This is a genomic window from Metabacillus litoralis (assembly GCF_007994985.1).
GTDB lineage: Bacteria > Bacillota > Bacilli > Bacillales > Bacillaceae > Metabacillus > Metabacillus litoralis.
Map to the genome: position 1 here is coordinate 48,470 of NZ_VOQF01000005.1, position 26,277 is coordinate 74,746.

The window sequence follows — 26,277 nt, forward strand, 5'->3', positions numbered from 1 at the left end:
TTTTCTTTTGTTGAATTTTCATAGAAAAATCATCGAAGTTACTTAACTTCATTGAATATTTGCCGAAATAAATATAGTATCGTTATAAATATAAAAGATATATCTTTTATAGATTAAGGCTAAGGATAAAGGAGTTTGACTATGGTAGGACAGGAGTTAACACAACATTTACAGCATATGCAGAAACTACTCTCTACCTTAATGAACAGTTATAAAGATTATCAATCTAGAGAGAAACCTGTGGAAAGGCAAGATATTTCTTTATCAAAACATATGATTTATGTATTAGCAATCATTGTTATTGTTATCTTTTCAACCTATACAGTTAGTGCATTTATAATAGAAGCAAGAAAATTCATTCACTATATAGCAGTAGTGCAAATCTTGTTATCGGTTGGCCTTTATACTGTTTTTGTGAAAAAAATAGATAACTCTACATCGAAGGAAAAGAAACCACAACAGGAAAAGAAAGATTCTGAAATACCAATATTTGAACTTGATCAATTACGTTTTCGAATTCTTCAGGAACTAGCAGCATCTCCAATACCACAGAATTATATCTCCCCATTCATGATTTCTAAGATGCTACAGCTCGTTGAAAGTGGCATGTGTATAACGATAGATGAATGTATAGCAAATGTTAAGCTAGAAATGAACAATAAAAAACACGTGGAAGAAATAGAAATAATTCAATATCTACAAATTCATTCCTACCATTAAAAAAACAATGCGTTTTCACTTGGAAATAGTTTGAAGAAACTTGAGAATCATGTATAATTTTAGTAGCAAATGTCGAATATTGGGGGATTTAATAGTGAAGAAGCTTTTTGTCTTAGTCACACTTATTTTGTGTGTAGCAGCAATTATAGTTGGAAACCTTCATTGGAATCAAAAGATCACTGCGCAAGGTGAGAAAGAGACCAGTGCAAAAGTAATAAAGCCAGTGAGGGAAGACGAAAAAATAAAAGCGAACAAGGTCGATGTGTCGAAAATTTCTAGTAATCTGCCTATAGAATTACAAGATAAAATAAAAAGTGCACAAGAAAGTAAGGTACCATTGAGCTTTGTCATTTATGGATCATCAGAGATAGAAAGAAGCTGGTCTGAACAATTTAGTAGTGAGTTAAAGAAAGCCTATGGAGAGGACCTTTTTAATATAAACATATTGACTACTGGTGATAGTACAACACGTGAGTTAGTGAATTCCGAAGGGTATCAGGATGTGAATGAACTAAAACCAGATATTCTATTATTTGAAGCACCGATGCTTAATGATAATGGAGATGTAGGATTTGGTATTGATGAATCTCTTGATAATATTCAGATTATGATAGATTCTTGGTATGAAGCAAATAATAATCTTTTTCTAATGGTACAGCCATCACAGCCATTATACGGTGCAACTTTCTATCCAAGTGAGGTTTCCCAACTACAGGACTACATGGAGAAAAATGATTTCATTTATTTAAATCACTGGGAGAATTGGCCTGAGCTAAATGATGATGCGATGCTAGAATATCTTGAGGATAATGAAGTCAATGAAGAGGGTTATAAAATCTGGGCGGATTATAATGTTAAATATTTTGTTGCTGAGTAAGTACAGGGAAACCTGTGCTTTTTATTATGTTTATATTTGTAAATATAGATTCTGTGATGAATTGAATCATAGTAAAAAATATCATTATTATTGTGAAAAAAATGAATCTAATTACAAAGAACTACTACCATTATATAGGTCTTTTTGATTATAATAGGAATGTTGGTAAATTATTAAATATTTAGGAGGGAAATGTATTGCAAAAATACAAATGGCTGAAGATATTAGCTATCTTTACACTTATTTTTTCTTTATTCAGTCCGTTTGCAGCACCACATACAACAATTGCAGAAGAACTGAATGAAGTAAAGAATTCCATTCAATTATTTCCAGTTGAAGTTGAAAATGGTGTAGCAAACTTAACATGGGTGACAAATCTAGATGAAAATACCCAGTTAGATCGTTTTGAACTAGTGAAAAATGGAGAAACTCTTTCTGTTGATCCTATTGAACTAGAAACAGTTGTGGAAAATAACCGAACAACAACTGTCTATACTTTTTCAGATGAACAGGTGGTTGCTGGTGAAACATATACATACCAAGCGGCTGGTTTACATACTGAAAAAATGTTGAGTAACTCTCAGTCTATTACAATTGAAGAAGACGTAACTTCAGTTGAATCTGATACTCAGCAAAGTACGGAAGATCAACAGGAACCTGTTGATGAAGTAGTGGAAGAACCACAGGAAACAGTTGATAATACAACACAAGAAGTTATTGAGTTTGAGGATTTTTATCTTGAACGACAAATCAGATCTGATTTATCACTGTCAGAAGACGAACCTTTAACAAAGGAAAATCTAGCGACGATTACGAACTTATTTGCTCTAGATTCTCAGATTACTAGTCTTGTAGGTCTTGAGTATGCCGTTAATTTAAGGCAACTAACATTAGCGGAAAATAATCTAGCAGACCTTAGTCCTTTAAGTGGGTTAAAAGAGCTAAAACATTTAGATTTAGAAAACAGTCAAATTACTTCAATTGATGCTCTTAAAGAGTTAGATCTTCAAACATTAATAGTAAGTAATAATCCAATCACATCAATAGATGCGATTTCAGGAATGTCATCATTGAATTATTTATATCTAGATGGCACTAACATAACATCAATTAATAATCTCGAAGGATTAGAAAATTTACAAGAATTATATATCAGTAACATTACAACATTAGATCTTAGTGAAGAGTCAGAAGCATATCAAGTAGTTCAGCAATTACTAAATAGATATGTGCATGTACAATATGATGCTGGTGAAATTCCTATCACACTTGATGTGAAATCTTTTCAACATAATGATAATTCGATTACAGTTTCTTGGTCTTATATAGGTGACAAAGCTTTTGACCATTTTGTTGTAAATGCAAATGGTAGCATGATTGAAACACAGGAAACGGAATACACTTTAACAAATTTAGAAAATGGTGTTAGTTACCCTGTTTCAATTGATGTAGTAGATAAAAATGGTGATACGATCACATCTACTTCACTAAGTGTTGAGCTCGCTCCTACACCTGAAGGGGACATTGTCATTTTTAATGACGAAAATCTTGAACAAGGTGTAAGAAATGCACTAAGCATATTTGAGCGAGATATTTATGCTAGTGATATGGAATCGTTAGACTATCTATCACTTTCATACTCAAATATTAGTGACCTTACCGGTTTAGAATATGCGATTAACCTTAGAGAATTGTATATTTATGATAATCAAATTAAAGATATAACTCCTTTAAAAGGTTTAACGAAACTAGAGTACTTAGATATGGAAATTAATGAGGTTTCCGATATTAGTTCACTAGCAAATTTAACTGAGCTTCATACTTTATGGATTGACCGAAATCCAATAGAAGATATAAGCGTTCTTTCAAACCTTTCAAAGTTACGTACATTATATCTTCATGGAACAAACATCTCTAGTATTGATACTCTATTAGACGTACAGAGTTTAGAATTTGTTACAGTTTATGATAATTATTTGACATTTTCATCAGATTCAGCGGAGCTTGCAGTTGTTAATGAGCTTTTAAAGCGTGGAGTTAATGTGGAATATGATTTTGAGAGTGAACAGGATTATTTCTTTGATCTTGGTCAAGTAACAGCAGATTCTATCTCACTTTACTGGGAAGTATACACTGAGGGTGCAAGCTCGTATGTTGTTTACTTAAACGGTGAAGAAATTGATAACACAGAGAATAATTACTACAATTTTGAAGGTCTTAATCCAAGTACTGAATATCACATCTTAATTGATGTATTAAACAGTAATGGAGAAATAGTGAATTCGATAGATACATATGTGTCTACAGAGGAACAATTAGGTGAAGTAGTTTCATTTAATGATGAACAACTAGCTCAAGCTATTCGTGATGAGCTTGGATTATACAATGAAGAAATTTATGAACATACGTTAGAAGATCTTTATTATTTAAATATTTCAGGCTTAGGAATTACAGATCTAACAGGTTTAGAATTAGCAACCAATTTAGAGACGCTAAATGCTTGGGATAATGAAATAACAGATCTATCACCAATAAAGGACTTAAATAACTTAAATCGTATAGATCTAAGTGATAATAATATAGCTGATATACAGGCATTAAGTGGTCTTGAACTTTTACAGAGTTTATATTTGAGCAACAATCCACTGACTGACATTTCTTTACTATCTAATTTAAGTAATTTAGAAGAATTATCTGTTTCTAACACTGAAATAACAAATATAGATGTTTTGTTAGAGTTAGAAAACTTAACATATGTTGATCTTGAGGAAATAGGAATTACTATTGTTGATGAAGCATATGAAATTCTTCAAGCTTTAATAGATCGAAATGTTCACGTTTCTTATACAGATCCATATGAGAATTTTCCGATTTGGATTAATAAGAAAACAGAAAAATCAATAGAAATTTCTTGGAGCTACTATAATGAAGTATATCCAGAAAGTTTTATTGTGTATTTAAACGGTGAAGTACAAGAAGAGGTATCTGATTGGTACTATGCTTTTAAAGATCTAAAAGATAATACAAATTATGATATTCGCGTTGATGCACTTGATAAAGAAGGAAATGTAATAGCTTCTCACCCGGTTATGATTAAAACAGATGAGGTACCATCTGGTGAAACGGTTACCATTCCTGATAGCGAATTGAGAGACGCAATTGCTGAGGAACTAGGTATATATGGCCGTGATATTTATGAAAGTGATATGGACAAGCTTGAATACTTAAATATTTACTATGCGGAAGGCTTAGAAGAGTTAACAGGTCTTGAGCATGCTGAAAATTTAATATCACTAACCATTTACGAAAGTAATGTAACAAACTTAGATGCGCTCTCAAATTTGGTGAATCTTCGTTATTTAGATTTAGCAAATAATAAAATAAATGACCTTTCAGCTTTAACTAATTTGTCTAATTTAGAAGGTCTTTGGGTAAGCGGTAATCCAATTAAAGATATTCAGCCATTAGCAGGATTAAAGCTATTATCATCAATTGATTTGCATGACACAGAGGTAGCAGATCTTTCAGCACTTCTAGATTTAGAATCATTAAACTGGTTAACTGTTTATGGAGCAGCTCTAGACTTGTCTACTGATTCAGACGATATGTTAGCTATTGATGAGTTAACTTCAAAAGGCGTAGAAGTTCAGTATGAATATCATTCTATCTATATTGATTATACGAATGTTACTGAATACTCAGCGACACTAAACTGGGACTATGAATCTGATGTAGAACGTCTACATGAGTATGAAATCGTCGTAGAAAATATCGAAGAGTCTTTTAAAGTTGATAAGAATACTACATCATTTGAATTAACTGATCTTGATCCTCAATCACCTTATGGTGTAGAAATCAGAGCGTTGGATGAAAATGGTGAAATCCTTGCTTATACTGCAACAATTATTGTCACTCGTAGTGAACCAACTGGTGAGGCAATAGAGTTTGCTGATCAGAACTTAGAAACGGCTCTGAAAAACGAACTTGGAATCACACATAGAGATCTTTATAGTAGTGATTTTGAAGGAGTAACAAATTTAAATCTTTCCTATAATGATATTTCTGATCTTTCAGGAATTGAATATGCGACAGATGTTGAATATTTATCTCTTGATGGAAATGAAATTACTGATCTATCATCACTAGGTTCTCTAGTTTCTATAAGAGATCTATATTTAGATAATAACAATATTGAAGATGTATCGGTTTTGGCTGAGTTAACGAATTTAGAAGGTCTATTCATTGGTCAGAATCCAATTACATCTATTGATGGACTAGAAACATTACAAAATCTAGTTGCATTCTATCTTTATGAAACAGAAGTATCAACAATTGATGTTTTAACAGAATTACCTAACTTAAGAGAAGCAAATGTTTACGGTATCTCAACATTAGATTTATCTAAAGGAACAGACGCAAGAGCTGTTATTAAAGAGTTGATAGACCGCGATGTTATTGTTCATTATTCGTATGAAACATATCTTGATTTAGACGTAATGAACGTAACCGAAAACAGCATGGAGCTTAGCTGGTCTTTCGATAGCATTGCAGAAATACTAGAATATGTTGTCTATGTGGACGGTGAAGAGTTTGCGAGAGTTGAAGATTCATCGTATATCATTGAGGGATTAACACCATCTACTGAATACAAGATTGAAGTAGCTGCTGTTGATGAAGAAGGCTTTGAACTATCATCTCACCTAACATATATTATGACAAATGAACCTCCTGCTTCTGGAGAAGTTGTTACATTCTTAGACGAAAATCTTGAAGCGGCAATAAGAGATACATTATATATCTATGACCGTGACATTATGACGTCAGATATGACAAACTTAACTTATTTATATGCAAGAGATGCTAATATTTCTGATTTATCAGGATTAGAGTTCGCATCTAATTTAACTGATCTTGATCTTGCATTTAATACTTTGTCTTCTATTGAAGCTTTAGAAGATTTGCATTATCTTGAAAGCTTAACACTTTGGGGTAATGAAATAGAAGATTCAACACCAATTGCTAATTTAACGAATCTTACTTACTTAGATTTAGATGAAACGGCTGTTCATTCAGTTGAAGCATTAGTAAATCTAACGAATTTGGAAACTTTATATTTATCTAGCAATAGCATTGAAGATATAGCACCACTACAAAATTTACTAAACCTAAATTACCTATCACTAACAGGTAATCCACTTGATCTAAGTGAAGGATCAGATTCATTAGTAGCTATTAATAGCTTAATGAACCAAGGGACATTCGTAGACTTTGATCAAGAAATAGAAGTTGTTGATCGTTACATTTCAGTTAATGGTGTAACTGATTCAACAGGAACTATTGAGTGGGGAATAGATCTTGCAAATGAAGAGCTAGAATCTGTTGGTTTATATGTAAATGGAGAATATCAAGAGTTACCATTACAAGCATACTCTACATTTACAATTGAAAACTTAGCAGCAAACAGCTGGTACGAAATTATGCTAGAAGTTGTAGATACAAACGGAACTATGTATACAGCGTATACTAGCCTTCAAACAAATCGTGCCGCAGAAGAGGTTGCTAGTGTATCATTTGAGGCTACTACTGGTTCTAAAGAAGATAATCTGTCAGGATTAGAGTTCACGATTGAAGGTATAGAAGCAAGTAATGATGATGTATTCTTTTATGGTGATTTAACAAGTGATGGTTTATTTAGACAAAGCTATCGATCTGTTAGCGAATTTAATTTACCATACGGAACATATGAAGTGATTGTTCATGGGCGTGGAGCTATTCAAGACACGATTCAAGAAGTTATTGTTTCAAAAGAATCGTCAAATCCAATATCTATTAACTTAGAAAAAACTGAAAAAGAAACAGGTTCTGCAACGATTAATGTTGTAGATGAGAATGGACAACCGATTAGTGAATTAGAGTATTTGTCACTTCACAGTTCAACGATTGCAGAAGCATTCAACTATGAAGAAGGTTCATATTACGAATGGGGCATTGAAAATGAAGATGGTGAATACAGCTTTGAAAACTTTGTGTATGCAGATGACTACTATGTAAGCATAGGAGCAGAAACATACAAGGCTTATAATAGCGAGATAGCTATCAATAAAGATCATAACGAGATTACTATTACACTAGAACAAGGCTCAAAAATTGAGCTAGAGGTTGTAGATGCAGATGCAAACTCAAGTCTTGGTGCTTCTTATTATGTATATGGAAATAACTCTTACGCATATGGCGAGGTGTCAGCAGGAAGCTATACAATAGGTGGACTTGAAACAGAAGATCTAACTGTTGAAATTAGCATGACAGGCTATAAAACGGAGATTATTTCTGTAGAAGAATCTGAGTTTGCTGAAGGCTTAGTTAACCTAGGAAAAGTTGAACTGCAAAAAGAAAAGTTTATTGAAGGAAATCTCTTTAAAGAAGATCGAGTAACTTCAGCAACATACGTCTACATTTCTCTTTATGACGAGCAAGGTCAATATGCTGGCTGGACAAGAACAGATGCACAAGGATATTTCAAAATCCGTAATGTTCAAGAAGGTTCGTATATTCTAAAAACAGAGAGCTATGATTCTCCAAACATTGAAGAAGAAGTAAATACAGATGTTGCAACATACAACTTCTACTTACAAGAAAAAGAAGAAGGTCACTTTACAGGTGAAGGAAACTCGTTTGCTTCATCAACCCGTACGGTTGTTCCTGGAAAAACGATCAAATATCGTTATGATTACAAAAACAATGGTGATGAAACAGTTGCTAGTGCAAATGTAAAGTTTGAATTACCAGCTGGTGTTTCAATCATTAAAGAATCTGTCCTTGTTAATGGTGAGCCATACAACTATAACAAAGGGATAGATCTTACAAACATTTCTGCAGGTGCTACAGGTGAAATTACCTTTGAAGCAGAAGTTGCTGCAGATTATGTAAGTTCAGTGGTTTCAGCTAATTCCGTTTTATTAGTAAACGAAAAGGAATTTGTGAAAACAGCTTCAACAAATGTTCTTTTTGTCACAATAAATGCACCTGAAAAAACAGCATCATCTACATTAAAAGTGTACGGTGAAGCGAAATCAGGTGATCATGTTAAAGTTGAGATTTATGATGGAAATGTCAAGCTTGCAACAACTACTGTATCAGGTCGTTGGTGGTATGCAGATATCTCTCTTCCTGTTACAAAAGGTGAAGAAAGCAAACATAACCTATATGCAAAAATTATTGATGGAGAAACATCAAATGCAACGAATCCTATAGAAGTTTCTTATGAACCATCAATTCCAAAAGTTGAAGATGTAACAATCAATGCCGGATGGAATAAGGATATTAAACCAAATCCATATACTGGATTAGCGACATTTGCCATTGTTGAATTCACTCAAATTGATTTTGAAGTGAAATTTGATAAATCAGTTGAAAATGCGAAAATCCATTTTATCGGTGAAGAATATGAATTAACTTCAGAAGATGGCTTATCATTCCAAGGTCATATTCCGGGAGATTGGAGTTCATATGGCGAACAGTTAATGGAGATCGAATTTGATGGAATCAAACTTCCGCTAATGGAGGTTATCGTGTTAATTGATCCATCAGGCTTTGTATTTGAAGGAAGCTTAGATAACAAGCTACCAGGCGTAACAGCTGTTGTTGAGCAAAAGGTAGACAACACATGGAAAAACTGGAACGCACATGACTTTGGTCAAATCAATCCACAGCTAACAAAAGAAGATGGTAAGTATGGTTGGGACGTACCACAAGGGGAATGGCGTGTTATCTTTAGCAAAGATGAATATAATACGTACACTAGCCGTATTGTGACAGTACCACCACCAGAAACAGAATTAAATGTACCATTAGTAAGAACAGAAGATCCTATCGTTACAGGTGTAACACCTGCGATAGATTCTTTGGATGTGGAGGTAAATAGTAAGATTAAGGTTGACTTTGATCGATTAATGAATCAAGAAAACCTTGAAAATAACATCCAGGTTATTCATTCTGCAACAGGTGAAGCAGTAGATGGAGAATTCACATTCGAAAATCTAGCTGGCTATAAAAAGTCACAACGTGCAGATGGTTACTTTGACTATGTTGAGGACACAACAAAACGTCTATCAAGATGGTTTGAATTCACACCAGACCAGCAACTTGAGCAAGGTGCAACATATCAAGTTGTGATCAACGGATCTATTGCCGATTATGCAGGTAAAACAATCGGTGAGGACTATGTAACAACATTTACGACTGTTGTAGCTGAACAACCGACAGACGGAGAAACGCCAACAGACGGAGAGGCACCACCAACTGATGGAGAGGCACCGACACACGGAGGAACACCAACAGATGGTGAAACGCCAACAGACGGAGAAACGCCAACAGACGGTGGAACTCCTATAGCAGAAGAAAAAGAAATTTCACAAAAAGAAGATTTAGTAGTAACTGAAAATGGATATGTATTCAACCAACCTGCTAAATCCATTACAATAAATAAAGAAGTTCTCGAACAACTAGAGGAAAATAGTTCAATTCAACTAACAAACGGATTGGCAAAAGCATCAATCCCAGTTGCTCTCCTGTTAACGAATGGAGATGTAACATTTAGCTTTGGAGAAGTATCAGAGTCAGTTTTAAATGAAAATCGTGATGCATTAAGTGAGCTTTATGATTTCACAATCATCTCTAATGGTGAAGAAATTAGTGAATTTGGAGCAACGCCAATTACGTTAACATTTGAGATTGATCCAAACTTAGTTGAAGATTGGGATTTACTCCATGTGGTCTATATTGACAAAAATGGTGAAATGAAAGAAGCGGTACGAGCAGCCTATAATAAAGATACGAATGAAGTATCTGCACAAGTGACTCATTTTAGTATCTACGGGGTATTTAAAATTGTTGATGGAACACCTCACAATGGTGGAGAGCCAGATAATGGTGAAATTCCAGGTAGTGATAAAACACCAGACAATGGTGAAGCACCGGACAATAGCAAAGTACCGAACAATAGTCAAAACCCAAAAAATGAAGAACAACCAGTTATGAAGCCAGAAGGTGAAAAAGAAGCTGAGCTTCCAAACACAGCTACAAACACATTCAATATGTTAATGTTTGGTCTCGGGATCTTACTCTTGGGGGTTACTGGATTCTTCGCTGTACAAAAACGTAGAAGAGCTTAAAACAGAAGGGACTGGCATCTCTAAGATGTCCAGGCCCTTCTTCACTTCTTAATGGAGAAGATCGATATCTGGAGGGTGAATCATGAAGAAGATTGTATCAATTAGTTTACTAACAACCGCTTTACTAATAGCTACTATTGGTTGCTCGAATGAAGAAGAAGCAACAAATGCTAAAGAAAGTACAGAATTTAAAAAAGAGGTACAGGATTTAAAATTAGAAAATAGCCAGTTGAAGGCTGAGAATGTAAAATTGAAGAAGAAGATTGAGTTGTTGCAGAAGAGTAAGTAAAAAGAAAGTTTGAGAAGAAGTTAAACATAACAGTTATTATTAAGACAATAAAATAGAATAAAAAAATTCGTTATTAATATAAATTTGAGAGAAGATTACGAAATCGGAAATGAATGATCTACACGAAAAAGAGAGGTGTTATTTAGTATTTAATTGTTTGGTAGTAGGCATTTATACCAGGTAATAGACCTACCAATTTTTTGCTTTGTAAGATCTCTGTAATATTATAGTAAGTCTATAAACTCCTATTTTCTATATGAAGACAGTGTTCCCGAAAGTAAACTTTTTCCTTTAGTAAGCCGCACATTAGGGACACAAAAACCAAGGTCAGACTTACTCTAACCTTGGTTTTGTTGTTTAGAAGCTTTTAAATTAGATATTATTGATTAGAAATCTTGCCACGAAACTAATTTTCCATTTTCAAAGTATAGGTAACTTGAAGAATATAATGGATCTCCGTAAACCCACTGGTCAAAAGAACCATATTTATCACCATAATAATTAATTTCATTTGGGTAACCCCAAGATAGTAGAGTTTGTGTTTCTGTCATACCAACTTGGATTTCTTCATTCTTTATTAAATTCCAGATAGATGAAGAGAATTTGTACTTTTTAAATGGGTTTGTTGCAGTATAATAGGCAGATTGATTATATTTATCAACATATCTCATTGTATAATAATATTTTCCAACCTTTATTTTAACATTATAAAAAATAGGGTCTAATGGATCTGTCGTTTTATTCAAGATAATAGCTTCAGATAAGTTATACAGATTCACTTGATTTCCAGCATAATTTTCAATATCTATAGGGTTCCGTAACCAAACCCTATCTTTATCTAATACTTCAGTTAAAGATTTATGAGGAGTTTTGTAGGTGATAGAACTATGATGTTTGATATACTTCCCAGATCCAATTGCATATAAAACACCGTATTTCGTATCTTTTTTTGAGTATACTCCATATTCTTGCCCAGGTTTAGCTGTAGAAACCTTAACTAACTGGGATTTGTTCTTATCAACTCTATAAATATATACTTTTTTAGATAATGTTACTTTACCTACATGTGAAGAAGTTAATTTGATTTTCCCCCAGTTTACATTTGTTATTTTTTCTGCGTTTGCTGTATTTTCAGAAACAGCAAAAATTCCTAAAGTTAATGAGATGATAAAAAACATAGTGAATATCTTTTTCACTAAGATTCCTCCATTATTTGTTATTTTTGTAGATAGGAATATTTTACTCTAGAGGGGTAGGTGTGTCTACTAAATTTATAGTGATAGACTACTTTTTTGGTAGATAACTCGAGGGGATTAAGGATCTCCTTGGTATGTATTAGTAGTAGGTCTTAACAATAAATTTTTCCGAAGTTTTATTAGGTTTTGTTAAAGCTCAATGTTGTTGATTTTTAACTTTTTTAATTGGAGTGAAGAAAATGAGACCCAGCATAGAAAATTGTATCAAAGGGAGATCCCCAAACGCTTACGCTTAGAAGGCTCTCGTACCCTATGAAAAAGGGTCTTGTTTTATGGGAAAGTGAAGGCTTGTAACGAAAATCAACAACAAAGATTAACAAAGCCTAGTTTAAAGAAAAAACCTAAACATAGATCTATTCTCCTTCTAAGGTTTTAATGGGGTAAATATATAAATACTAAGTTAAGATAAATTTAAAAAATTTACAAAATATTAATTTTATGACAGGTAAAATAAGATAAAATGAGTATAAATAGATGGAAGGATAGGTCTCATTAAAGGAGAGGTTAACATGAAAATCAAAAAAGCTATTATTCCTGCTGCAGGGTTAGGAACGCGATTTTTACCAGCAACAAAAGCTCAACCAAAGGAAATGCTACCGATTGTTGACAAACCAACCATTCAATATATTATAGAGGAAGCCGTTGCATCTGGAATTGAAGATATTTTAATTGTAAGTGGGCGAGGTAAACGAGCAATAGAAGACCACTTTGATAAATCTTATGAATTAGAAGAAACATTGGCAAATAAAGGTAAGTGGGATATATTACAAGATATAAAAAACATCTCAGAATTAGCTAATATTCACTACATTAGACAAAAGGAACCAAAAGGCCTTGGTCATGCAATTTATTGTGCTAGAAGGTTCATCGGTCATGAGCCGTTTGCTGTTTTGTTAGGTGATGATATTGTGCAATCTAATACTACCCCTTGCTTAAAACAATTAATCAACGTTTATGACAAATATAATAGTACTGTAGTAGGTGTTCAAAGAATTGAACCATCTGAGGTTTCCAAGTATGGAATTGTGGGATTTGATGAAAAAGAATTGGATAAGGGTATTTACCATGTTAATGATATGGTTGAGAAGCCGATGATTGATGAGGCTCCTTCTAATAGTGCGATTATGGGAAGATACATATTAAGTCCAGAAATACTAGATATTTTAGCTGATCAAACGCCTGGTTCTGGAGGAGAAATACAGCTAACAGATGCATTAAAGAAGCTATCTATTGAACAGAGAATTCTTGCGTATCATTTTCAGGGAGTAAGATATGATGTAGGTGACAAACTGGGTTTCATTAAAGCGACAATAGACTTTTCATTACAGCGTGAAAATTTAAAGTATGATTTAATGAAATATTTAGAACAAGTTGTAGCTAACAAACAACACATATAATACTAATGATTCCTTTGGGAGGGAAGATCTTGAAAATCACTGTTGCGGGTACTGGGTACGTAGGTCTTGTTACAGGAGTTTCCTTAGCAGAAATTGGACATCAAGTAATTTGTTTTGATATAAATGAGCAAAAAGTGAAAGAGCTTCAAGCTGGTCGATCACCAATATATGAACCTGGATTGGAAGAAATGCTTTGTAGTAACATGAACGGAAAACGAATATACTTTACCTCAAATGCAGAATATGCTTATAAGGAGGCCGACTTGATAATTATTGCAGTTGGGACTCCAGAAAATGATGATGGTTCTGCTAATCTATCTTACGTACGTCTAGTAGCAGAGGATATTGCTAAGTATTCAAGACAAGAAGAGATTATTATTGTTACGAAGAGTACTGTTCCGGTAGGTACAAATGAGAAAGTAAAGAAATGGGTAGATGAAGAGTCATCTAAAAGGTTCAAAAAAATACATATTGTTTCTAATCCAGAGTTTTTAAGAGAAGGTTCTGCACTTTATGACACATTTAATGGAGACCGAATAGTTGTTGGAACTGATTGTAAAGAAGTTGCAATGAAGATGGATGAGTTATATGGGCCTCTTAATATTCCTATTATACATACCGATATAGAAAGTTCTGAAATGATAAAATATGCTTCTAATGCTTTTTTAGCGACGAAAATTAGTTTTATAAATGAAATAGCAAATATTTGTGAAAAGGTTGGAGCAAATATTGATGATGTATCAAGAGGGATTGGTATGGATCAGAGAATTGGTCCTAAATTTTTGCAGGCAGGCGTTGGTTATGGTGGCTCTTGTTTTCCAAAAGACACAAAGGCTCTTGTTCAATTAGCAGGTGACGTACATCATCGCTTTCACCTACTCGAAGCTGTTATTAATGTTAATAATAACCAGCCACTACTTCTCATACAAAAGGCAAGAGAGATTGTAGGTACCTTTGAGCATAAGAAAGTTGCTATACTGGGAATTGCATTTAAGCCTAATACAGATGATATTAGAGAATCTGCGTCATTGGTTTTAATTAAAGAACTTATTAATGAAGGAGCAATTATTACTGTATATGATCCGATAGCAACTTATTTAGCAAAACAGGTTTTAGGGGAAAACGTATTGTATAGTTCGTCAATTGACGATGCGATTAATGATGCTGACATTACCTTTATTGCAACTGAATGGAAACAAGTAGTTAATTATCCATTAAATAAATATGTAAGTTTAATGAAGGATCCAATTATTATTGACGGAAGAAACTGTTATCCTTTAGCTTCTATTAGAAAAGAGAACATTACTTATGTCTCCGTAGGAAGGGAAACACTTTATCGGGAAGACAAAATCGTAATCAAATAATCAGTGTAGATTAAGGCTGCCTCTTCAGGCAGTTTTTATTTTGTAATCTAGCATATATATAGGAAAACCAATAAAAAAATAATGATTCGACAGGTTTTTATTAAATTCGCGTTTACTTTTGTGATTAGTTATTATAGTTTTAGTAAGGAAGATTCTTTTGCATGTAAAAATTGGTAAGGGAGCTGACTCCATGTTTAAATTTGATGAGAATGTTTATGAAAGTAATTTACCGATACGATATGTATTTGAAGAAGGAATACAAAATACAGATTACTTAGTAGTTGTATTTTCAGGTTTTAATCCTCCCAATGCTAAACTAGCAAATAGTTATAACTATATAAGAACATTAAGAAACTTGGACTGTAATAAATTATTCATACTAGACAATTATGGTCCTCGAGGAAGTTATTATTTAGGTAATAAAGAAGATTTTCAAGTCGAATCTGCTATTGCATCATTAATTAGTCATTTTTCAATGAAATATGGAATAAAGCAGAGAAATGTGATAACTGCAGGTTCTTCAAAAGGAGGTAGTGCTGCACTTTATTATGGACTTAAATATCACTATGGACATATTATCGCTGGAGCGCCTCAAACAAAAATTGCTGACTATATTCAGAAAAACACAAAAGAAACGTATGAGTATATGCTTGGGGGAAATCCTGGAGAAGAAAACGTTAGAGAGCTTAACGAAATAATCTTTAAACAGATACATATCAATACTTTAACTAAAATATACCTTTTAACAAGTGAAAATGATATCCAGTATAAACGCCATATAGTTCCATTTGTAAATAATATGGATAATTATGGGGTTAGGTATCAGTTAGAAGTAAATAATCAAATTGAAAATCATAATGAGATAGCTGTTCATTTCCCTATGTATTTAATGAAAAATATGTCAAATATTATGTATGGGGTTAACATAAGTAAGCTAGAATTTAAGAAAGAAACTGCAACAAGATGGAAACTAAATGTGGATTATGTTGTCGATGATAATAAAGAAGTTTTAGTGAAAATAGTAGTGAAAAAAAAGAACGAACTTATATCAGAAATACCCGTTAAGGCAGAGACTTACTTTGATGTTAAGAATCTTAAATTAATTGGGTCAATGGTGCTAGATATTTTCTTTGTTATTGAAATAGATGGACAAGCTATTTTTAATTTACCTATGGATAACCTATTTATTAGTAACGGTACTGTACTAGAAGGAGTAGAGTTCTCAATTAAAGAAGATAAAATATATTTTAAAATTAATATAGAAGATTCACCTAGTACTCAGTATGCCTATTATATAAGGAAAAATAATGTTGTAATAGATAAATTGATGTATCAAAATTCCAGGGAACTAATTTATCCACTTAAAGATATAGGGAAATACCAAGTTCATTATTTCATTCGTACTGGTGATGGAGAGAAGTTTAGTGACCGAACAAAAGTGATTAGGTACGATAATTAGATAGAAATAGGAGTGTATGTTGTGAAGAAACCTATAGATCGAGTTAATGAAGCATATTCTGATGTTTTAGGAAATGCATTTGGAGAAAAAGTAAGAAAACGTATCAATTGGATATGTAGTAAAGTCAAGGGACCAAATGTACTTGATGTTGGATGCTCACAAGGGATTGTTTCCATATTACTTGCAAGAGAAGGGAAAAATGTATTAGGTATTGACTTATTACCAGAAGCGATAGAATATGCTAAGGAGGAGTTAGATAAGGAAGCACCTCCAACAAAAGAATTAGTGTATTTTGAAAATGCAAATTTCATTACTTATCCTTATGGAGAAAGAAAATTTGACACCATAATATTTGGAGAGATTCTAGAACATTTAACTGATCCCAAAGAATTTTTAATTCATGCTAAAAATATTCTATCATCAAATGGAAGAATAATCGTCACAGTGCCTTTTGGAATTAATGATTATTTTGACCATAAAGGCACTTATTATCTAGGGGATGTCTTGGAATTAGCTGACGGAGATCTTAAGATTACCGAAATAAAGTTTTTTGGGAAATGGATTGGAGCTATCTTCAAGAAGAATCCTGAAGAATTTGTTACTTTAGACTCGAATCTTATGAGAGAAGCAGAAAAAGCTTTTGAAAAAATTGAAAGAAAAGGTATTGAACAAAAGTTAGATCAGAATAGAGAGTTAGCGACTCTTAAAAATCTGATTAAAGAGAAAGATGTGCAAATAAAGGAACTGGAAGAGCTTAAAGCAAACAGTGTAAATCAACTTACAACTGAAATTGATCGACTAAAGGAAATAACAGAAAACTCCACTTTAGAGGACCGTAAAAGATTAGAAAGTGCAACAAACGCTCTTATAGAAGAAAAGAAGAGTAAAGTTATTCTTCAACAGGAACTAATTGACACTTATAAATATGAAGAGAAATTGATAAAATCCTATAAGAAGCTAAGTAAAAAATATAATGCATTAAGTAAGTCAAAGCTAGGGATTCTAGCTGTTAAGTATTGGCAATTTAAAAAGAGTTTGTTCAGGGGGAAGTAAAAATTGGATATTTCATCAATAGAAAATAGACTATTATTTGTCCAAGAAAAGAGAAGGCAACTATTAGAAAGTATTAACGATGAAAAAGAAATGATTAAGATTTTGGATTCAGGAAAAAAAATTGATGACTTTATGAATTATGTCCGAACTGGTACTACAGATACTATCAGCGGATATTTAGAATACCGTGATGAAGTAGCAGACAAGACATTTTTTGAAGATATAAAGCCAATTCTTGATCAGATTCCTAGTAGTAATGGGAGTCGTTATTATAACAAGCTAAACGTTAATATAGGAATAGTCGCAGATGAATTTTTATATTCATCATATAAAGATATTGCAAACTTCATTTATATAAATAGAGAAAACTATAAAGAGTATAAGGGGAAATTGGATCTTTTTATTTTTGCTAGCACCTGGCGAGGTCTTGACCAAAATTGGGAAGGTGTAGCAAATCTCAATTCTGAAAAGATAAGAAATGATCTTTTTGATATTCTAACTTATTATAAAAAAGATGGAGTTAAGACAATTTTTTATTCAAAAGAAGATCCAGTTAACTATGAACGTTTTATAGAAATTGCTCAGAAATGCGAATATGTATTTACTACTGCAAAGGAAGTTGTATCTACTTATAAAAAAGACTGTGGTCATGAGCGAGTTCATGTTTTAGAATTTGGAGTAAATCCCTTTTATCATAACCCAATAGGCATGAAGAAATTTCCGAAAAAGAAAGAAGTTCTTTTTGCGGGTTCGTGGTATCGGAAATATACCCACCGCCAGGAGGAAACATCGACCATTTTTAATGGAGTGATAGCTGGTGGGAAAGATTTGAAAATTATTGATCGTAACTTTAATCTGAACCATCCCAATTATTTTTTTCCAAAAGCTTATTTGCCATATATTTCTCCGTCTATTTCACATGATTATATACAAAAATTGCATAAACTTTACGACTGGTCAATTAATTTAAATTCAGTCACGTTTAGTGAAACGATGTTTGCGAATAGGGTATTCGAACTTCAGGCACTTGGAAACCTCATTCTTTCGAATTACAGCGTTGGAATTAATAACAAATTTCCTAATGTATTTATTATTAACAACGAGGAAGAAGTTCCGTATATACTAAATCATTATACGGAAGAGGAGTTGTATAAACAACAAAGCTATGGTATCAGAAGAGTTATGTCAAGTGAAACGACATTTGATCGATTAACTTCCATAATGGATCTCGTTGACTTTAAATATGAACCAATAGTTAGAAAAATTGCAGTACTAGCCAAAGAAATTACACCGGACCTTCAGCGTGAGTTTGACAATCAGACATATAAAGATAAATTCTTATTTGAAGAAAATGATTTTTCAGAAGAGATGGTCAATGAATACCAAATGATTACATTCTTCAATCCTGAGTATTCTTATCATGAATTTTATCTAGAAGATATGATTAATGGCTTTAAATACACAGATAGTGACTATATAACAAAGGATAGTTATAAAGATGGTAATGGGTATGTAGAAGGTGCTCAACATGACTTTGTTCGTGAAATGAAAGATAAATACCGTACTGTATTTTGGAGCAGTTCATTCAGTTATGAGACCCTAAAAGATTTAAACGCTCCTACTGTCTTGGAAAACGGCTATAGTGTTGATCCTTTTGAAATAGTTATGAGAAATCAAACGAATATTATCGAAGATAAATTAGAATATAATCTATCAGTTATAGTGCCAGTATATAACAATGGTCACCATTTATTTAATAAATGTTTTATGAGCTTGCGTCGTAGTTCCATGTTTGATCAAATGGAGATCATATTAGTGGATGATGGATCGTCGGACCAAGATACGCTTATGTATATCAACAGAATTTGTAGAGACTACCCAAATGTAAAGAGCTATTTCTTTAAAGACTCGGGTAGTGGAAGTGCCTCGAGAGCTAGGAACAAAGGATTTGAACTTTCTACAGCTAAATATGTCACATATTTAGACCCTGATAATGAAGCTGTAAATGATGGATACAGTAACCTTTATGAAATAATTAAGGAAGATAAATTTGATATGGTTGTTGGAGATATTGTTCGCTTGGATAATGAAAAGAAAATTAAACTACCTTTTCACCGAGTGGCAATGAGGTTCGCTTTAGGTGATGTGATTACAGAACCGAAAAAATTCTTGGTAGATTCAAATTTAAAAGCACAGAGCATACAGGCCTTAATTGTACACCGTGATATTATTGGTAAAAATAATATTAAAATGGTCATGAATGCTGCTGGGCAGGATACATTATTCTTCCATGAACTAATGCTCAATTCAAGTAGTATCAAGACAATTGATTTAGACATCCACATATACTATGCGGCTGTAACTGGATCTGTAACTAATACCATTTCAAAAAGATTTTTCGAAAAGTATCTAGTTCTTGAGCATTATCGAATACCATTCTTAGAAGAACAAGGTTTGATGGATGCATATATTCAAAAACGCTTTAACTACTATTTTAAACACTGGTATATGAAGCGTGTTACTCGAATTAATGAAGAAGAGTTAGAAGCAGCAATTGATAAACTATATGAAATATTCAATTTGTATAAAAATCAACCGAGGTTGTTTGATGATGTTATAGATAAATTTGATAAGCTTTATCAAAAGAGAGATTACAAGGGAATTGTGAACCTTGTTAAAGAAAAAATATAATGATTATCGCTATGGGGTTAAAGCAACAAATGCTTTAACTCAGAGTTTTTAAAAAGGCATTGGGAATGTTTTTATTCCTAATGCCTTTTTTGATTTTCTGTGTCAATTTAATTGAGATATAAGTACATGAGTCCTATGGATTATATAATTCCATTTAATGTTTTCTGGATTTGGTCGATATAAAATAAAAAAATAGAAGGTCTAGGTGTGGAGTATGAAAAAAATTTTATTAATTTTAGTTGTTTGCAGTTTATCATTAAATCCAATATTTACAAATGAAATAAAAGCTACTTCAAATGGAAAGAAAATTTGTATTGATCCTGGTCATCAAAAGAAGTGGAACAATGGAAAAGAGCCTATTGCTCCAGGTTCAAAGATGACAAAAACCAAGGTTTCATCAGGTACACAGGGGGTATTTACAAGTATTCCTGAATACGTATTTACACTCGATATTGGTCTGAAGTTAGAGAAGGAATTGAAAAAACGAGGCTATAATGTATTTTTAACTAGATCAAATCATGATGTGAATTTAAGTAACATTGATAGAGCTAAATTTTGCAATTCAGTAAAGGCAGACTTGACAATAAGAATACATGCTGATGGCAGCACAAATAAGAAAACAAACGGAATACATATTTTGTATCCAGAAGGTTCTTACACAAAAGCAATTAATAAACAAAGTAAAGAAGCTGCAATTAAAATTCTTGAGGAACTAATAAAATCAACAGGTGCGAAAAAGGCTAGTACTGATGGGCTTTCACCAAGATCTGATATTACCGGCTTTAATTGGGCTAAGTATCCTGTTGTTCTTCCGGAATTAGGTTATATGTCTAATGTAAAAGAAGATAAGAAATTAGCTACGCCTGCTTATCGAGAAAAGCTTGTATTGGGAATATCTAACGGAGTAGATAAATATTTTGATCTGAATATTGCAGCAAACCAGAAATACTTTAAAGCAAATAAACATTTACCTATTTATGATAATCGAAGTGGGGAATTAATTGAAGTTGGTAAAGTGTATAAAGGTCAAACGTATCCTATTATTAGCAGTAGCAATTACTGGTACAAAGTGAAATTTGCAAATTATAATGGGTATATTCGCAAATCAAATACAAGACTTGTTACAAATCATAATTTGCGTAACTTAAATGTAAAATTAAAGCCAAGCTCTAATAAGTTTGTAACGATAAAAGGAACGGCTGTAAAGGATAACTCATCGGGGAAACTTGTATCTTTTGTTACACTTCAAAAAGGAATAGAATATCCAATTATAAAAGAATATAGTAAATGGTATCAAATTGAAATACTTGGGAGAATTGGATATGTTGCTAAGTTAGATACACAAAAGCTTAGTGGAGGAAAATAAGCACTACTAAAAACATTTTTTAGAAGGTTCAGTTAACTTTCATAAAAATATTTACTCACTTTGTTTCTTAAGATTTGAATTTATAAAGTATGTTTGATAGTGAGAAATTCATCAATTAATGTATCAACTAATGAATTAAGGGGAAAATGTCGAATAAAGTTAAAAAATCACTAAAAGTATTTATTTTTTAATTGAACACATTATAATAAGTGGTATAATTAGAAATTGGTATTTAGTTAATTGAAAATGAAAAGTTTCCATACGTAAAAGGAAAGTGGGGATTTATAAATGAAAATATGTACAGTAGGGCTAGGTTACATAGGTTTACCTACGTCCATTATGTTTGCAAAACACGATGTTGAGGTAGTAGGAGTTGACGTAAAACCAGAGGTTATTGATTCTTTAAATGCTGGTAAGATTCATATAGAAGAGCCTGGTCTACAGGAAGCGCTAGAAGAAGTTGTCGCAAAAGGCACTTTCAAGGCTGCGTTGCAACCAGAAAAAGCAGATGCGTTTATTGTTGCTGTTCCAACACCAAATAACGATGATGAACATAAATCATGTGATTTGAATTATGTTCTTAGTGCAGTCAAGAATATAATACCATTTCTTAAACAAGGAAATGTGTTAATAGTTGAATCAACAATTGGTCCAAGAAGCATGGACGATTTTGTGAAACCGCTCGTTGAAGAAGCAGGTTTTGAAGTTGGGAAAGACATTTTCCTTGTTCACTGTCCAGAACGTGTACTTCCTGGTCAAATTATGCATGAATTAATATTTAATAACCGTATAGTCGGTGGTATTACATCAGCTTGTACTGAAGCAGGTGCTATGGTATATAGCACATTCGTTCAAGGAGAAATTATCCGTACAGATGCTAAAACAGCAGAAATGTCTAAACTAATGGAAAATACATTCCGTGATGTAAATATTGCATTGGCTAATGAACTAACAAAGGTATGTAATGAATTAGATATTAATGCCTTAGATGTTATTCAAATGGCTAACAAGCATCCACGTGTTAATCTTCATACACCTGGACCTGGAGTTGGTGGACATTGCTTAGCGGTCGATCCTTATTTTATCGTAGCAAAAGCTCCTGAAACAGCTAAGCTTATTAGTTTATCAAGAGAAATTAATGTTTCTATGCCACACTATGTTGTGGAAAATGTAAACTCTCTATTGGAAAATGTAAATGGTAAAGTGGTCACTATATTCGGCTTAACCTATAAAGGAAATGTAGACGATATCCGTGAAAGTCCTGCAATGGAGATACTTGATTTACTTAAAGCAGAGGGTAATTATGAAATCCGTGCATATGATCCGCACGTTGAAAAGGATTTTGTTACAGGTGATTTAGAAGAAGCAGTTCATAACTCTGATTTAGTGCTGATATTAACGGATCATAATGAATTTAGAGAGCTTGACTGGGAAAAACTCGGTGCTATGAGTACAAAACAAATTTTTGATACAAAGAATGTAGTCAAGAATGCAAGTGCTGAATTTAAATACATTAACTTTGGAAATCTGTACAGTGCATTGAAAAAGGAACAGAATAAAATCTACCAGTAATGGTAGGGACATGGACACCCAAAAATAGCGTGTCCATGTTTTGCTTATTTTCTTAAATAAATAAGGCAGCAGGAGTCTATCCTGCTTTTTTATATTATTGAGTTTTAATGGATACAATGGATTATTAAGTGATTAGATGATATTGTTATAATAAATATTAGAGATATATTATTTATTTACGTTAAATTTAAAAAAGTATTGTTTTAAGCTTTGAAAGTGGAAAATTAAACATAGGCTAGGGGAACTTTTTTTATGAATGTACTTAAAAAGTTTTTAACTGAAATGATTGAAAATAAAGATTTAATACGGTATTTAACAGTATTTGATTTGAAATCAAAGGTCGCAAGGACATACTTGGGGATATTATGGTGGGTATTAGATCCTTTACTATATATGGCAATCTTTTATTTACTAGTTCACGTAATCTTAGGGCGGGGTGGTCCAGATTATCCAATAATTCTATTTACAGCTCTAATCCCATTAAAATGGACAACTGCTTGTCTGGTAGATGCTACTACTGCTATATCTGGTAAAGGGAGAATTATTAAGCAAATTTATGTCCCTAAAGTAATATTTGTTATGATTAGGTTACTTGTTAATACTTTCAAATTCGGAATAAGTGCTGTTGTATTAATATTATTTTTACTCTTATATGGGGTACCTTTCCAAATGACGATGTTATATTTCCCTATTATTGTAATTGTGCATGCTTTAGTACTATTGCCTGTAATGGTCATGTTTGCTCATTTAGGAATTTATTTTAAAGATATTAAAAATTTTATGCAATATGTAGCTCGTATGCTTTTGTACCTTTCTCCTGTGTTGTTTACACTGGATTCAGTGCCTAAGAAATTTGTTTCAATTTTCTATTTAAACCCAATGACAACTTTTATTGAATCATACCGTAATGTGCTTATTTATGGTACTGAGCCGATGTGGGGGGCTCTTGGGGTAATTATATTAGTTTCATTTGTCATTTTGTACTTTGCTTTACGTCTGTTATATAAATACGAAAATGAATATGCTAAGGTGATGTAATGAGCGACTCAATTATTGAATTAAAAGATTTATGGGTTTCCTATCCACGCCAGCAAGAAGGACTTATTCGAAACCCATTTAAAAAGAGAGTGAAAAAACCAGATTTTTGGGCTTTAAGAGGTCTAAACTTTGAAGTGAAAAAAGGAGAGGTACTTGGGGTCATAGGTCGTAATGGATCTGGTAAAAGTACTCTTTTAAAAATACTTAGTGGTTTAATTATTCCTGATCAGGGAGAATTTATTCAAAATGGTAAACGACCAATTCTTTTATCATTAGGTGCTGGGTTTGAACAAGATTTAACTGGAATTGAAAATATTTACTTGAATGGGCTCCTTTTAGGACAAACAAAAGAACAGATTGATCAAAAGATGGATGAAATAATTGATTTTTCAGAGTTGGGTGATTTTGTTCATGAACCAGTGCGAACATATTCTTCAGGAATGAGATCTAGACTTGCCTTTGCTATTGCTATTACAATTGACCCGGAAATATTGTTAATTGATGAGGTGCTAGGAGTAGGTGACCAAGCCTTTAGAGAAAAAAGTAAAACAGCTATCTTAGAGAAAATTAAGCAAAATAGAACGGTTATTATTGTTACTCACTCACCTAGTTTAGTTCGTGAACTTTGTGATCGTTGTGTATGGATTCATGTAGGTGAGCAAAAAGCTGTAGGTGAAGCGAACCAAGTGGTTACAGACTACGTGAAATTTATGAATGAGGCTGCCAGAAAGAAATGAATGTTATTATGCTATTATTTAAGGACGTTATCTATGACGCTAGAGTACAAAGAGAAGCAATATCTCTTGCAGAAGCCGGTCATAAGGTAGAGATTATCTGCGTAAAGGAATATGAATTAACCTTACCTAAACTTCATGAAAATCTTAAGGTTGTTAGGTTAACTATATCTACAAAAGCAGTAAAACAAAAGTTAGTAAATTCATCTTCACGTACAAATGCATCTCAGAAAAGAAATATAGTGAAGAGTCTATTGTTTAAGCTTGTACAGAGACCGATTTTGAAGCTCTTAAAGGATTTATGGGCATATGATCAGTTTTACAAAAAATGTACTCAATATATTATTCAACACCAGAAAAAATTTGATGTCATTCACTGTCATGATTTAAACACTCTTTCAGCAGGTGTAAAATTAGCTCATAAATATCAACTATACGTCGTTTACGATTCACATGAATTATTCAATGAAATGGCTGGGAGAAATAAAGTCGATAGAATCTACGGCTATTGGATAGAAAAAAAATTAATGAAAAGAATCAATCATCTTATCGTTGTCAATCCTTACGTCGAAGTAGAATTTAAAAGAATGTATGGAAATACTATAAAGTCGACTGTTATTCAAAACACTCCTATTAATACTTTAGAAGATCATGAAACTCGTAATGTACAAAAGTTAAGAGAAGTTTATGGTATGAATAATGAGGATGTCTTACTTATCTACCAAGGTGGATTGACTCCATTTAGAGGAATTGAGCTGATTATCAAGACTTTAAAACACTTATCAGATAATTATAAACTTGTAATAATGGGCTCTGGTAGATCGTTATTAACCCTCAAGGAGTTAACAGACGAACTTCACTTAGGAGAAAGGGTGTTTTTTCATCCACAGGTACAAGCTTCAGATGTATTGCATTATACAAAACAAGCTGATATCGGCCTTGTAATGTATGAAAATATTAGTAAAAACAACTATTTCTCAACACCTAATAAAATTTTTGAATACCTTCTTGCAGGTATCCCAACGATAGCCTCAAAGCATCCTGGGAAAGAATATATTGTAGAGGTTGAGCAAACAGGAATTTGTACTGATGAAAATCCCTTATCAATAGCTGCAGCTGTAAGGGAGATTATGAGTAACTATGAAAAATATGTGGCTAATTGTCTTTCTAAGCAGGATAAATATAACTGGAATTATGAAAGACAAAAATTACAAAAACTATATCAAGTTATTGAAAGTGAACTATAATTTAAAAGTTAGAGTAAAAGGGAAGCTATTGCTTTCCTTTTTTA

Annotated in this window: 15 protein-coding genes; 14 read left to right on the top strand and 1 reads right to left on the bottom strand. The window is 32.7% G+C overall.

Going from position 1 to position 26,277, the window contains the following annotated elements:
• The first annotated feature begins 141 nt into the window (after window positions 1–141).
• The 4 genes from FS935_RS08525 to FS935_RS08540 all read left to right on the top strand — a co-directional run bounded on the left by FS935_RS08525 (window position 142) and on the right by FS935_RS08540 (window position 11,056).
• On the top strand, window positions 142–720 hold the full coding sequence (locus FS935_RS08525; RefSeq protein ID WP_146947540.1) for a hypothetical protein: 579 nt from the start codon (window positions 142–144) through the stop codon (window positions 718–720).
• Window positions 721–814: 94 nt separating this feature from the next.
• Entirely contained in the window at window positions 815–1,597 is a 783-nt protein-coding gene (locus FS935_RS08530; protein WP_146947542.1) for an SGNH/GDSL hydrolase family protein, read from the top strand.
• A gap of 197 nt (window positions 1,598–1,794) precedes the next feature.
• Complete coding sequence (locus tag FS935_RS08535; RefSeq protein ID WP_146947544.1) at window positions 1,795–10,767, top strand: leucine-rich repeat domain-containing protein; 8,973 nt, start codon at window positions 1,795–1,797, stop codon at window positions 10,765–10,767.
• Between the two features lie 82 nt (window positions 10,768–10,849).
• Window positions 10,850–11,056 (top strand): hypothetical protein, encoded by a 207-nt coding sequence (locus FS935_RS08540; RefSeq protein WP_146947546.1) that lies wholly within the window; start codon window positions 10,850–10,852, stop codon window positions 11,054–11,056.
• A 386-nt stretch (window positions 11,057–11,442) separates the two neighbouring features.
• Here FS935_RS08540 and FS935_RS08545 read toward each other — a convergent pair whose 3' ends face one another.
• Window positions 11,443–12,252: a hypothetical protein gene (locus FS935_RS08545; RefSeq protein WP_146947548.1), complete on the bottom strand. Its 810-nt coding sequence runs from the start codon at window positions 12,250–12,252 to the stop codon at window positions 11,443–11,445.
• A gap of 569 nt (window positions 12,253–12,821) precedes the next feature.
• Here FS935_RS08545 and galU point away from each other — a divergent pair.
• The 10 genes from galU (at window position 12,822) to FS935_RS08595 (ending at window position 26,233) form a co-directional block, all read left to right on the top strand.
• Window positions 12,822–13,709: a UTP--glucose-1-phosphate uridylyltransferase GalU gene (gene galU / locus FS935_RS08550; RefSeq protein ID WP_146947550.1), complete on the top strand. Its 888-nt coding sequence runs from the start codon at window positions 12,822–12,824 to the stop codon at window positions 13,707–13,709.
• A gap of 29 nt (window positions 13,710–13,738) precedes the next feature.
• A complete protein-coding gene (locus tag FS935_RS08555; RefSeq protein ID WP_146947552.1) occupies window positions 13,739–15,073 on the top strand; it encodes a UDP-glucose dehydrogenase family protein in 1,335 nt (444 codons plus the stop codon).
• A 190-nt stretch (window positions 15,074–15,263) separates the two neighbouring features.
• On the top strand, window positions 15,264–16,532 hold the full coding sequence (locus FS935_RS08560) for an accessory Sec system protein Asp2 (RefSeq protein WP_146947554.1): 1,269 nt from the start codon (window positions 15,264–15,266) through the stop codon (window positions 16,530–16,532).
• Window positions 16,533–16,553: 21 nt separating this feature from the next.
• Window positions 16,554–17,585, top strand: coding sequence for a methyltransferase domain-containing protein (locus FS935_RS08565; protein WP_158638569.1), 1,032 nt, complete (start codon window positions 16,554–16,556; stop codon window positions 17,583–17,585).
• Window positions 17,586–17,588: 3 nt separating this feature from the next.
• The gene (locus FS935_RS08570; RefSeq protein WP_146947558.1) at window positions 17,589–20,276 is read left to right on the top strand and encodes a glycosyltransferase; all 2,688 of its coding nucleotides are present in this window, start codon (window positions 17,589–17,591) and stop codon (window positions 20,274–20,276) included.
• Window positions 20,277–20,490: 214 nt separating this feature from the next.
• Window positions 20,491–21,642 (top strand): N-acetylmuramoyl-L-alanine amidase, encoded by a 1,152-nt coding sequence (locus tag FS935_RS08575; protein WP_146947560.1) that lies wholly within the window; start codon window positions 20,491–20,493, stop codon window positions 21,640–21,642.
• A 288-nt stretch (window positions 21,643–21,930) separates the two neighbouring features.
• Window positions 21,931–23,214 (top strand): nucleotide sugar dehydrogenase, encoded by a 1,284-nt coding sequence (locus tag FS935_RS08580; protein WP_146947562.1) that lies wholly within the window; start codon window positions 21,931–21,933, stop codon window positions 23,212–23,214.
• 252 nt (window positions 23,215–23,466) lie between these two features.
• A complete protein-coding gene (locus FS935_RS08585) occupies window positions 23,467–24,252 on the top strand; it encodes an ABC transporter permease (protein WP_146947564.1) in 786 nt (261 codons plus the stop codon).
• Entirely contained in the window at window positions 24,252–24,989 is a 738-nt protein-coding gene (locus FS935_RS08590) for an ABC transporter ATP-binding protein (RefSeq protein WP_146947566.1), read from the top strand. Before FS935_RS08585 ends, FS935_RS08590 begins: the two co-directional genes overlap by 1 nt.
• Entirely contained in the window at window positions 24,986–26,233 is a 1,248-nt protein-coding gene (locus FS935_RS08595; RefSeq protein WP_146947568.1) for a glycosyltransferase, read from the top strand. Before FS935_RS08590 ends, FS935_RS08595 begins: the two co-directional genes overlap by 4 nt.
• Window positions 26,234–26,277: the final 44 nt, after the last annotated feature.